This is a genomic window from Ruegeria sp. AN11, assembly GCF_056536005.1.
In genome coordinates, this window is the sequence record NZ_JBQFJD010000001.1 from 100,381 (window position 1) to 112,594 (window position 12,214).

The 12,214-nt window shown below is 60.2% G+C and carries 10 protein-coding genes; 5 read left to right on the forward strand and 5 right to left on the reverse strand.

The features are described 5' to 3' along the window. Positions 1–108: 108 nt before the first annotated feature. Positions 109–537, reverse strand: coding sequence for a hypothetical protein (locus tag ACR3EQ_RS00555; protein WP_170615291.1), 429 nt, complete (start codon positions 535–537; stop codon positions 109–111). Beyond that, the gene (pepN, locus tag ACR3EQ_RS00560; RefSeq protein WP_480489555.1) at positions 534–3,086 is read right to left on the reverse strand and encodes an aminopeptidase N; all 2,553 of its coding nucleotides are present in this window, start codon (positions 3,084–3,086) and stop codon (positions 534–536) included. Before pepN ends, ACR3EQ_RS00555 begins: the two co-directional genes overlap by 4 nt. 223 nt (positions 3,087–3,309) lie before the next feature. On the opposite strand from pepN, the gene ACR3EQ_RS00565 reads away from it, so the two are divergent. The 3 genes from ACR3EQ_RS00565 to ACR3EQ_RS00575 all read left to right on the forward strand — a co-directional run bounded on the left by ACR3EQ_RS00565 (position 3,310) and on the right by ACR3EQ_RS00575 (position 6,964). Beyond that, positions 3,310–5,445, forward strand: coding sequence for a malate synthase G (locus ACR3EQ_RS00565; protein ID WP_170619699.1), 2,136 nt, complete (start codon positions 3,310–3,312; stop codon positions 5,443–5,445). A gap of 82 nt (positions 5,446–5,527) precedes the next feature. Then, positions 5,528–5,953, forward strand: a complete 426-nt coding sequence (locus ACR3EQ_RS00570; protein WP_170615294.1) for a GlcG/HbpS family heme-binding protein — start codon at positions 5,528–5,530, stop codon at positions 5,951–5,953. 231 nt (positions 5,954–6,184) lie between these two features. Next, positions 6,185–6,964 (forward strand): gamma-glutamyl-gamma-aminobutyrate hydrolase family protein, encoded by a 780-nt coding sequence (locus tag ACR3EQ_RS00575; RefSeq protein WP_170615295.1) that lies wholly within the window; start codon positions 6,185–6,187, stop codon positions 6,962–6,964. Positions 6,965–7,003: 39 nt separating this feature from the next. Here the strand turns inward: ACR3EQ_RS00575 and ACR3EQ_RS00580 are convergent, their stop codons facing one another. Beyond that, a complete protein-coding gene (locus ACR3EQ_RS00580; RefSeq protein ID WP_170619700.1) occupies positions 7,004–9,244 on the reverse strand; it encodes a molybdopterin cofactor-binding domain-containing protein in 2,241 nt (746 codons plus the stop codon). A gap of 3 nt (positions 9,245–9,247) precedes the next feature. Further along, on the reverse strand, positions 9,248–9,712 hold the full coding sequence (locus tag ACR3EQ_RS00585; protein WP_170615297.1) for a (2Fe-2S)-binding protein: 465 nt from the start codon (positions 9,710–9,712) through the stop codon (positions 9,248–9,250). Positions 9,713–9,810: 98 nt separating this feature from the next. Here ACR3EQ_RS00585 and ACR3EQ_RS00590 point away from each other — a divergent pair, with 98 nt between their 5' ends. Next, positions 9,811–10,389 carry a TetR/AcrR family transcriptional regulator gene (locus tag ACR3EQ_RS00590; RefSeq protein WP_170615298.1) on the forward strand — a complete coding sequence of 193 codons (579 nt, stop codon included), beginning with the start codon at positions 9,811–9,813 and terminating at the stop codon, positions 10,387–10,389. Here ACR3EQ_RS00590 and kynU read toward each other — a convergent pair. After that, positions 10,382–11,575, reverse strand: a complete 1,194-nt coding sequence (kynU, locus tag ACR3EQ_RS00595) for a kynureninase (protein ID WP_170615299.1) — start codon at positions 11,573–11,575, stop codon at positions 10,382–10,384. The genes ACR3EQ_RS00590 and kynU overlap by 8 nt on opposite strands. A 170-nt stretch (positions 11,576–11,745) precedes the next feature. Here kynU and ACR3EQ_RS00600 point away from each other — a divergent pair, with 170 nt between their 5' ends. After that, the gene (locus ACR3EQ_RS00600; protein ID WP_480441370.1) at positions 11,746–12,195 is read left to right on the forward strand and encodes a methyltransferase family protein; all 450 of its coding nucleotides are present in this window, start codon (positions 11,746–11,748) and stop codon (positions 12,193–12,195) included. Positions 12,196–12,214 lie beyond the last annotated feature (19 nt).

Consider the following 12,214-nt stretch of genomic DNA (forward strand, 5'->3'; position numbering starts at 1 on the left):
AAACGTAACTTACAGCGGAAGTCTGGCCGTAAATCAGCGTCAGTTCAAGTAAATTGCCTGAAACACTTCAGAATCCCGGGTCAATCCGGTCAGTGGCGGCTCATCGTTTCAGAAAGCTGTAAAATGATGCCGTTCGACCCGAAAGCCGGCGTTTTCCAAAGTGTTTTCAAAGGCCCGGTGCGGCGGGACCGACTCATCCGGCAGCCGGATACGCTTGCCCGATTTCAACATTAAAGAGACGCGAACCGAGAAGTCCCAACGTGTGTCGAAGCGGAAAAAATCGATCTCGTTCAGGTCGATTTCACCTTCGCGCCCGCCCGAATGCCACCTGAGGCAATCCCGGTCCAGCGTCAGCCCGGCGCTGGTGTCTTTCACGATGTCCCAGATGGCCGGCAGCGTGGCAAGCGCCAGCACCCCGACCAGCCATAGTGCGGCGTTGAAAAAGATCACGAGCGATATCAGCCCCGCAAAGACGCCGATCAGGATCAGTACAGTGCGGGGCGCGCGGTTTTGCCGGGTGAAGGTAAAGGGCGTCATGCGTCGAGTATGCGTGACACCATTTCCCCGGTGTCCCGCGACAGGTTTGGGGTATCCTGGATGCGTGTCAGTTGTGCGCGCATCAGGGCCTGACGGTCACTGTCATACCGCTTCCATGTCTGAAAGGCCGAGCACATACGCGCAGTGGTCTGCGGGTTGACCGGGTCAAGCCGGATCAGCCAGTCCGCCAGCAGGGCATAACCTGCGCCGTCGGCCTGATGGAACCCGGCGTGGTTCATTGCCAGCGCGCCCATTACTGCGCGGAACCTGTTGGGATTCTTCCAGTTGAAATCGGCATGTTCGGTCAGATTGCGCGCGGTGTCTGGCACCGCATCGGGCGCGGCCATCGCGACCTGCAGGCCGAACCATTTGTCCACGACCAGCCGGTCGTGCTGCCACTGCGTGTAAAATCCGGCCAGTTCCGTCTCACCTTTTCCGGCCCGCAAAAGACAGGCCAGGGCCGAGAGTTGAAGGGTCATGTTGTTGGCTGCGCCATACTCTTCTACTGCCTTGGCACCGCCGTCCAGGCGCGAAGTCAGCGACAGAGCGGCGCTGCCCAGTGCGCGTTTGCCGGATTGCTCCGCGTCGGGGCTGTAGGGGGTCTGAACCAGGGCTTCGCTGTGCAGGCGGGGCAGCAGGTCCTGCACATGTTGCGCTGTGGCTTGCCGCAATGTCTCGACCGCACTCCAGATCGCCATTGGATCTGGTGTTTCACCACGGTCGAACAAGGCGGCAGCGAGTTCCGATTGCGTTGGCAGTCCCAGCACCAGGGCGCGGTAAGCCGGATCAAGATCCCGGTTGCGCAGCACGGCCAGCAACCCGTCCAGATAATCGGAGTCCGGGGTGGCGTCTTCGGATATCATGCGCAGCAGTGTGTCCTGCGCCAGTGAGCGTCCCGCCTGCCAGCGGTTGAACGGGTCGGTGTCATGGGCCAGCAGGAAAGCGCGTTCGGCATTGGTCTGATCGTGCTCCAGGATCACTGGCGCCGAGAAATCACGCAGGATCGACGGCGTTGGCTTGGCGGCCAGACCGGTAAAGGCAAAGCTCTGTTCCGCTTCCGTCAATTCCAGCATTTCAGTTGCGCGCACCTCGTCGCCGTTCGGCTCCAAAAGGCCAACAGCAACGGGGATCACCTGCGGCAACTTCTCGGTCTGACCCGGTGTGGGTTCTGTCCGCTGGCTGAGGGTCAGCGTATAGGTGCCATCGGCCCAGTCCTCTGTTACGGCCACCCGCGGGGTTCCCGACTGGCTGTACCAGCGCTTGAACTGGCTCAGGTCGCGGCCAGCAGTGTCCTCGAACACCTGGATCCAGTCCTCGATGGTGCAGGCCTGCCCGTCATGGCGATCGAAATAGAGGTCGAGCGCCTTGGAATAGGCCTCATCCCCCACCAGCCGTTTCAGCATGCCGATTACCTCGGCGCCTTTTTCGTAGACGGTCGCGGTGTAGAAGTTGTTGATCTCCTGGAAGCTTTCGGGCCGGACGGGGTGCGATAGCGGCCCGTTATCCTCGGGGAACTGCCGTGCGCGCAGGTCTATGGCGTCGTGGATGCGCTTGACAGGGGCCGAGCGCATGTCGGACGTAAACTGCGCATCGCGGAAGACGGTCAGACCCTCTTTCAGGCACAATTGGAACCAGTCGCGGCAGGTGATCCGGTTTCCGGTCCAGTTGTGGAAGTACTCATGCGCGATGATCGCTTCGATCCGTTCGAAATTGGCGTCGGTCGAGGTTTCGGGGCTGGCCAGAACGGCGGAGGAGTTGAAGATGTTCAGCCCCTTGTTCTCCATCGCGCCCATGTTGAAATCATCGACGGCCACGATGTTGAACATATCCAGATCGTATTCGCGGCCATAGACATCTTCGTCCCATTTCATCGACTTCTTCAGCGCTTCCATGCCAAAGGCGCATTTGCCCTCGTCGCCCGGACGAACCCAAAGGTTCAGGTCCACGTCCCGGCCCGACATGGTGGTGAACCGGTCGGGATGGGCGATCAGGTCGCCCGCGACCAGTGCGAACAGATAGGCGGGTTTGGGCCATGGGTCGGTCCATTCGGCCCAGCCTTCGCCTTTGGCCGTGGGGTTGCCATTGGACAGAAGCACGGGCAGGTCGCCATTTATCCGCACGGTGAAGGTCGACATCACATCCGGGCGGTCGGGGTAGAAAGTGATCTTGCGGAACCCCTCGGCCTCGCACTGCGTGCAGTACATGCCGTTCGACATGTAAAGCCCCTCAAGCGCGGTGTTGTTGCCCGGGTCAATCTCGACTTCGGCCTCCCACACGAACGGCGCATCCGGTGCATCCGCAGTCAGGCCCTTGTCGGTGACCTGTGGCGCGATGTCCGCGCCATCAATGGCGGCGCGGATCAGTTTCAGATCCTCGCCGTGCAGGAAAAAGGTTCGGTCCGTTGCTTGGGGATTGGGGTGGAACGCGATGCGCGATGTGACGCGCGTGGCGTGTTCGGCCAGATCAAAGGTCAGATGCACACTGTCCACCAGATAGCCGAAGGGCGTGTAGTCTTTCAGATAGATTATGGTGGGGGCGGCGTCGCGCATCGGGGGCCTCGCATCGGTTCATGTCTGGCGCGACGTTATGGGTTGCGGCGATGCGCTGCAAGCGGTGCCGGGCACGTAAATCCGGCGTGCTTCTCCTGCGTGCTGACGCCACGCCAATCCGGCAGGTCCGCCGAAAAGCGATGGCGAATATGTTGCCTATCGGAAACTTCCGCTCTAATTGAAGCCGGCATACAGTGGCGTACAATTGCGGGAGATGTCGAATATGAGCAGTAGAGAAGCCCGGAACGGTTTGCAGATCGCCGTTGAACTGGCAGATTTCATCGAAAACCGGGCGCTGCCCGGAACGGGCGTTTCATCCGAGGATTTTTGGTCAGGCCTCTCCCGGATGGTTCAGGAGCTGGGGCCGAAGAACAAAGCGTTGCTGGCAAAGCGGGCCGAGATCCAAGGCCGGGTCGACGGCTGGCATCTGGCCCGAACAGGGCAGGATCATGATGCCGCCGCGTATCAGGCTTTCCTGCGAGAGATTGGATACCTTGTCGAGGAAGGTACCGATTTTCAGATCGAAACCGCCAGGGTCGATCCGGAGATTGCTCTGACACCCGGGCCTCAGCTGGTGGTGCCAATCACCAACGCCCGCTTTGCGCTGAACGCCGCCAACGCGCGATGGGGCAGCCTGTATGATGCGCTTTATGGCACTGATGCGATGGGCGATCTGCCCGAGGGTAAAGGATACGATACCGCTCGGGGCGCCCGCGTGATCGCGTGGGCCAAGGCATTTCTGGATGACGCGGTACCGCTGGAAAATGGCTCGTGGTCCGACGTTTCGGGCCTGAGCGTCGAAGGCGGTGCGCTGGTGCCGGCGCTGGCCGATCCCGCAGGTTTCGTTGGCTTTGGCGGTTCCGCTGACAAGCCTGAGTTCGTGCTGCTGAAGAATAACGGTCTTCACGTGCAGATCATGATCGACCCGTCCAGCAATATTGGTGCCTCCGACCCCGCAGGCATCGCTGATGTGCGCCTGGAATCGGCGCTGTCCACTATCATGGACTGCGAAGATTCGGTGGCTTGCGTGGATGCCGCCGACAAGGTTGTTGCCTACAGCAACTGGCTGGGTCTGATGAAGGGCGACCTGACCGAAGAGGTTTCGAAAGGTGGCCGGACATTCACCCGAAAGCTGGCTGGCGACGTTGAATACACCGCCGTTGGCGGCGAAACCGCGGCGCTGAAGGGCCGCTCGCTGATGTTGATCCGAAACGTCGGCCATCTGATGACCAACCCCGCCGTTCTGGATGGCGAGGGTAATGAGATCGGCGAGGGGTTGATGGATGCGCTTTGCACCACGCTGATCGCGATGCACGATCTGCGGCGCGAGGGGGGCAACTCGGTCGCAGGGTCGGTTTACGTGGTCAAGCCCAAGATGCACGGGCCGGAAGAAGTGGCGTTCTCGGTCGAAATTTTCGACATGGTCGAGGATATTCTGGGCTTGCCGCGAAACACCGTGAAACTGGGTATCATGGATGAGGAGCGCCGCACGTCGGTCAACCTAAAGGAATGTATCCGCGCTGCAAAATCGCGGGTGGCCTTTATCAATACCGGCTTTCTGGACCGCACCGGGGATGAGATTCACACCTCGATGGAGGCCGGCCCGATGCTGCCGAAAGGCGACATCAAGAACACGCCCTGGATTGCGTCCTATGAGGATCGCAACGTTGATATCGGTCTGGCCTGCGGCCTGAAGGGCAAGGCTCAGATCGGAAAGGGCATGTGGGCGATGCCCGACCGGATGGGCGACATGCTGGACCAAAAGATCGGCCACCCGAAATCCGGCGCGACCTGTGCCTGGGTGCCTTCCCCAACCGCCGCTACACTGCACGCGACCCACTATCACAAGGTTGATGTTCTGGCCCGTCAGGACGAACTGGCGGCCGGCGGCGCGCGCGGCACGCTTGAGGATCTGCTGACCGTGCCCCTGCTGGGCGGGCGCAACCTGAGCGAAGAGGAAATCACTCGTGAGGTCGAGAACAACGCGCAAGGCATTCTGGGTTATGTTGTGCGGTGGGTCGATCAGGGTGTCGGATGCTCGAAAGTGCCGGACATTCATGACATCGGCCTGATGGAGGACCGCGCGACCTGCCGGATTTCCTCGCAAGCGCTGGCCAACTGGCTGCACCATGATGTGATGGACGAAGGTCAGGTGATGGCCGCAATGCGCAAGATGGCGGCCGTGGTCGATCGCCAGAATGCGAATGATCCGGAATATTCTCCAATGGCGCCCGGTTTTGATGGTATCGCCTTTCAGGCGGCTTGCGATCTGGTTTTCAAGGGGCGGGTGCAGCCCTCGGGCTATACCGAGCCGGTTTTGCATGCACGGCGGCTGGAAAAGAAAGCCAGTTTGGGTTGAGCTGCACGGGCGGGAACGAGGGGGCTGTCTGCCCCCTCGCGCTCCCCCGAGGATACTTTGGGCCAGATGAAAGGGATCAGGGATGGCTATTTCCTTGCGCAAGGCGCGCACCATCATTCGAAAGTCGTTGGAAAAAGCGCATGAGATGGAGTTGAAGCCACTCTCGGTGGTTGTGTTGGATGCCGGCGGTCACGTCATCGCATTCGAGCGTGAGGACGGCGCGGCCCCGGGGCGCTTTGGAATAGCGCACGGCAAGGCTTATGGGGCGGTCATGTTGGGCATGGCGGGTACTGCGCAGATGCAGCGCGCCGAGGCTCAGGCCTATTTCATGGCGGCGGTAAATGGCGTTTATGGCGGTCAGGTCGTGCCTGTTCCGGGTGGCGTCCTGCTGCGCGACAAAAAGGGTGCCGTGATTGGTGCGGTTGGGGTGACGGGCGACACGTCGGACAACGACGCGGCGGCGGCCCTGGCTGGCATCGAAGCCGCAGGTCTGACGGGCGAGATCTGACACGCAACGTTATGTCGTGGCCGGTGTGGAGACTGAAGAACCGCCATTTGGAACTCCTTCCCGCTTCTAGTGATCTTGCTGGAACAATTTCCTGAATATTGATCGAAAATTGGGAAAAATTGTGCACTTGTGAACAGGAGCTTGCGCTGAGATGCAGGGTGTGTGCTATTGCACGTCTCATCTGCCGCCGATAGTTTTCAGCTAGATCTGGAAACGTTTTGGAAAACAACAATGTCACGACCCGTGGTTGGTATCATCGGAAACTCGTATCTGATGAACGATCAATACCCGACGCATGCCGGCGGTACGATGAATTCCGATGCGGTGGCGAATGTTTCGGGCTGCCTGCCGATGCTGATCCCGGCAGACCCCAGATATGTATCCGTCGATGAACTGCTTGAGGTCTGCGACGGCTTCCTGCTGACAGGTGGGCGCCCCAATGTTCACCCGGAGGAGTATGGCGAACTGGCCACTGAAGCGCATGGGGAATTCGACCGGGCGCGCGATGCGATAACTTTGCCACTGGTCCGGGCCTGTGTTGAGCGAGGTCAGCCGTTTTTTGGAATTTGCCGTGGGTTTCAGGAAGTCAACGTGGCATTGGGCGGGACGCTATACCCCGAAATCCGTGATCTGCCCGGGCGCATGAACCACCGGATGCCGCCCGACGGTACGTTGGAAGAGAAATTCGCCCTGCGCCATGTCGTGACACTGGCCGAGGGTGGTGTGTTCCACCGCCTGATGGGCGCGACCGAGGTGATGACCAACACGTTGCACGGGCAGGGGATCAAGACAGTCGGCCACAGGATCGAAATCGACGGCCATGCACCGGACGGCACGCCCGAGGCGATCTATGTCAAAGACGCCCCGGGATTTACCCTGTCCGTACAGTGGCATCCGGAATGGGATGCTGTGAATGATCCTGTGTCACGGCCATTGTTCGAAGCATTTGGAGCGGCGGTGCGGGCCTGGGCGACTGGATCGGAAGCTGGACTGTTTCAACAAACCGCGTGACTTGCGCCGGCCCCGCAAAACGGGACCGGTCGGGTTGCATCAAACCACCAGATTGAACTGATTGATCAGCGGCAGAGACCGAGCGCGTTCTCCGGTCAGGTCAAAAAGCGCGTTGCCCAGTGCCGGCATTGATGGCGGCGTGCCGGGTTCTCCTGCGCCGCCCAGGTGACGGTTGGTTTCCAGTACGCGCACTTCGACTTCCGGGGCCGTGTGCATACGCATGGCGTCATAGTCGGGGAAGTTGAACTGCTCGACCTCGCCATCGGCAAAGGTTATTGCACCAAAGCAGGCCGCTGACAGGCCGTACATCATGCCGCCGAACATCTGCGCCTTGATGTTATCGGGGTCCAGCGCAATGCCCATATCGCAGGCAATCCAAGCCTTGCTGATGCGGATGCTGCCGTCTTCGTCAACGACTTCGATCACTTGCGCTACCGGAGTGCCGAAGCTGTAGGTGAAGGCGACCCCGCGGCCAACTCCGTCCGGGGTCTGGCCGGTCCAGCCCGACATGTCGCGCACCGCTTCCAGACACCCGGCCGATGGCGCGTGTTCGTTCTTCATCAGCTCCAGCCGGAATTCCAGCGGGTCGCGGCCGGCGGCATGGGCCATTTCATCCATGAAAGTTTCGTGGAAGAACCCGTTGTGGCTGTTGCCGACCGAACGCCAGAAGCCGACGGGAATATCCAGATCGGCGATGTGGCCGCTGATGCGATAGTTCGGCACGGCATATGGCTGGTTGAACAGCCCTTCGACAAGTACCTTGTCGGGGCCGCCGCCGGCGAACCCGGTCACGCGAGACACGGCCTGATGTGTGCAGGATTGCGAGGCGACCCGACCGTCAATCAGGACCGCCTGACCGTCTTTGACCGCACCGCGCATCCGGGCTATTGCGCCGGGACGATAGAAGTCGTGGCGCATGTCCTCTTCCCGGCTCCAGGTCGTCAGAACCGGCGTGTTCGGCATGGCCAAGGCGATTTTTGTGGCGATGACCCCAAAGTCAAACTCCAGCCGACGGCCATAGCCCCCGCCCAGATAGGTGGTATGAACCTCAACAGCATCGGTTTCGAGATTGGCCGCCTCGGCAATTTTGATCTGCATGAAGGTCGGGGCCTGATTGCCGCCCCAGAATTCCAGTTTGTTGCCGGAAAACAGCGCGGCGGCCGTCATCGGTTCCATTGTCGCGTGGGCCAGATAAGGCACGGTGTATTCCGCGGATATCTCGGTGGCGCCGTCCGGCAGAGTGCTGACGTCGCCGTCATCGCGCATGGTCGAGTTCGGGTCGTTCTCGAACGCCTCGCTGATCCTGGCAAAGATTGCCTCTGTCCCGGGCGGATAGGGCGCGTCGCCCCAATCCACGTCAATGGCTTCGACTGCCTGATTGGCCAGCCATGTATTGGTGGCAATGACAGCAACGCCAGTGCCCAGATCGACGATTTTCTCGACCCCAGGCATTGACTTCGCGGCGGTGTCGTCAAAGCCGTTCATCTGGCCACCCAGTTTCGGGTTCATGCGGACCGAGGCGAACTTCATTCCGGGCAGGCGTACATCAATTGCGAATTCGGCGGTGCCGGTTGCCTTTTCGGCCATGTCCAGACGCGGTTGGGTCTGGCCAAGGTAACGCCATTCCGAGGGGTCACGCAGCGGTGCCTCGATCGGGTGGAGCTTGGCCACATCTTCGGCCAGTTCGGTGTAGGGTATCTTGTCGCCATTCGGGGCAATCACATGGCCCGAGGCCGTTTTCAGGGCACTGCGGTCCACGCCCAGACGGTCGGCGGCAGCCTGTTTCAGCGTTTCGCGGGCCGAGGCACCGGCTTCCCGCATCCGCTCGAACCCATCCTTCATCGAGGTCGAGCCGCCAGTCACATGCAGGCTGAGCACTTTGCCGATCCCGCCCAAAGCTTCACCCAGATTGTGCTGGAAATCAGAGATGTCGTAGCCCTTGTTCGGCAAGCCTTCACCGATCATGGCCGTGTTGTAATACGCTTGCGCCGCCGGGCCGTGCAGGACGGTGATCTGGTCCAGATCCACGTCCAGTTCTTCCGCGATCAGTGCGGCCCAGGTGGTTTTCACGCTCTGCCCCATCTCGGCGCGGGGTGCAAAGAGGGTAACGCCGTTCTGGTCGATCAGAACGAACGGGTTCAGCGCCGCCTCGCCTTTGCCAGGTTTGAGCGGATTGGCGACCGGGCGGCTGACATAGTAGGCGCCGAACGCCACGCCGCCGACAATTGCGGCTGAACCGATCAGGAACGTGCGGCGGAGGATTTTACCAACAGATGCCATAGTTTACGCCTCGTTTATCTTGGACGCCGCATCGTGAATCGCGGCGCGAATGCGGGGATAGGTGCCACAGCGGCACAGGTTGCCCTGCATCGCCTCGTGGATATCGCTGTCGCTTGGGACGGGGTTTTCCGCCAGCAGCGCAGCGGCCTGCATGATCTGGCCTGACTGGCAATAACCGCATTGCGCGACCTGATGATCGACCCAGGCCTGCTGTATGGTCGCCATCGCGTCCGGGGTGCCGATACCTTCTATTGTGGTCACGTCACCCCAAACGTCCGATAGCGCAACCTGGCACGAGCGTACCGCCTCGCCATCAATATGGACGGTGCAGGCCCCGCAGGCTGCCACGCCACAGCCGAATTTGGTCCCGGTCAGGCCGACCTCATCCCGCAAGACCCAAAGCAGGGGGACGTCATCGGGCAGGTCAATCTGATGCTGCTTTCCATTGATCTTAAGGGCGGTCGCCATGGCGCACCTCTCGTAGCTGTCGCGGTTTCTGACACAATTGTTGAAAAGTGTCAGGATGTCAATTGACAAAATAAACAAAAAATGTCACGAATTTGAGCATGACAGAAGCAGTTGGCGATATACGGCAAAAAGCGATCCTGGACTCGGCCTTTCAGGCATTTGCTACGTACGGATTTCGCAAGACATCAATGGACGACATAGCGCGGGGCGCGGGGATGTCCCGACCGGCCGTGTATCTGCACTACAAGAACAAAGAAGCGATCGTCAGAAAGCTGACCGAACTCTACTATGCGGAAAAAAGCGCAGCGGTTGCTGCCGCGCTGGCGTCGCCCGGTTCCGTGCCGGACGTGTTGAAGCGAGCAATACGGGCGCAGACCGAAGGAATGGCAGCCATTCTGGCGCTGCCGCACGGGCTTGAACTGCTGGATAACACCAAGTCCATGTCTTCCGAGATCATCTCGGAGGGGGAGGCCATGCTGGCGGGGCTTTACGCAGACTGGCTGTCACACCAACAACAAGCTGGGCGCGTTCGGTTGTTCGCGGACGCCGTTGAAACCGGCCGGACCATTTCAGCGACGCTCAAGGGATTGAAACTGACCGGAGCGGGTGCCGAGGTTTACGAACAACAGGTAGGCCAGGTGGCTGACCTGTTTGGCGCCGGGCTTGAGGTCAGGTGACGCGCTGGCGAATTTTGTATTCCGGCGCATCCCACAATCTGTTCTGCATGATATCTGCAAGGATTTCGACCGCGCGTTCGACATCCTGTTCATCGATGTAGAGCGGCGTGAAGCCAAAGCGCATAATGTCCGGGGCCCGGAAATCTCCGATCACGCCGCGCGCGATCAGGGCCTGCATCGCGGCATAGCCCTCGGTGAAATGGAATGAGACCTGACTGCCGCGCAGGTTCGGATCTCGCGGGCTGGCCAGATGCAGACCAGGGCAGGTGGCTTCGACGCGCGCAACGAAAAGCTCGGTCAGTTCGATGGACTTGGCCCGCACGTCGTTCATTTCTGCCAGATCCCAGACATCCATTGCTGATGCAAGCGCGCTCATCTGAATGACCGGGGGGGTGCCGACCCGCATTCTTTCGATCCCGCTGCCCGGACGGTAATCCAGATCAAAGGCAAATGGCGCTTCGTGACCCAGCCAGCCGGACAGTGCGGGCCTGACGCTGTCAGCCAGACGTGGTGCGACATAGATAAAGGCTGGCGCGCCCGGACCACCGTTGAGGTATTTGTATGTGCAGCCCACTGCAAAATCTGCGTTGCAGCCCGACAGGTCAACGGGGATTGCGCCCGCAGAATGAGCCAGGTCCCAGACCGTAACTGTGCCGTTCGAATGCGCCTGTTCCGTCAGCGCCTTCATGTCGTGCATGCGTCCCGAGCGATAGTCCACTTCCGTCAGCATCAGAACGGCAACGTCTTCGGTAATGTTCGCGGCCACGTCCTCAGGGGCGACCACACGCAATTCATAATCCGGTCCGAGTGAGCGCAGAAGCCCGTCCGCCATGTAAAGGTCCGAGGGGAAGTTTCCGTTGTCCGACAGAACAACCTTGCGGTTGGGGCACAGCTCCAGCGCGGAGGCCACGGCCTGATATACCTTGATCGACAATGTGTCGCCGACCACAACGCTGCCGGGTTCGGCCCCAATCAGCCGCCCGATACGATCACCCAGCCCGGTCGGCATTCCCATCCAACCTGCCTTGTTCCAGCCGGTGATCAGCATTTGCCCCCATTCGTTGGCCATCATGTCCTGCACATGTGCGCCAGCCGCCTTGGGCAAGGGACCGAGCGAATTGCCATCCAGATAAATCACGCCCTCAGGCAGGTCGAACATGGCTTTGGTTGCGGCAAAATCGGTCATTCAGGGCTCATCTTATTGTGCTTCGGATCAGTGTTTCCACGGGCCTATCTGATCGGAAACCGCCTGTCCATCGATGCGACATCCTGAGCTTTGCCATTTTGGCCCGAAAGCGGTAGGACGTCGTTCAGAAGCGACATAATCGCGCGTGTCGTCAATCACAGGAAATGTGCGTGCAACGGATCGATGTACCACCCGTCTGGCTTTTGGGATTCGCCGTGCTCGCGTGGCTGCAGGTACGTCATCTGTCGTTGGATCTGTCGCTGGAAAGCGGCCTGACCGATCTTTTGAGTGGCATCCTGATCGGAGGGGGCATCCTTCTGGCCGTGTTGGCCATCGTCGAATTCCGCCGCCACAAAACCACCGTTATTCCGCACGAAACACCAACCGCGATGGTGCGATCGGGCATCTACAAGCGCAGCCGCAATCCGATTTATCTGGGGGATGTTCTGATCCTGGCCGGTCTGATTCTGCGTTTTGATGCAGTGCTTTCTCTGGTTTTGGTGCCGGTCTTTGTCTGGGTCCTGGAACGCCGTTTTATCCTGCCGGAAGAAGACCGCCTGCGCCGGACATTCCGCGCCGATTTTGCCCGCTATGAACGGGAAACACGGCGGTGGATATGAGTGGGTTGCGGCCATGATC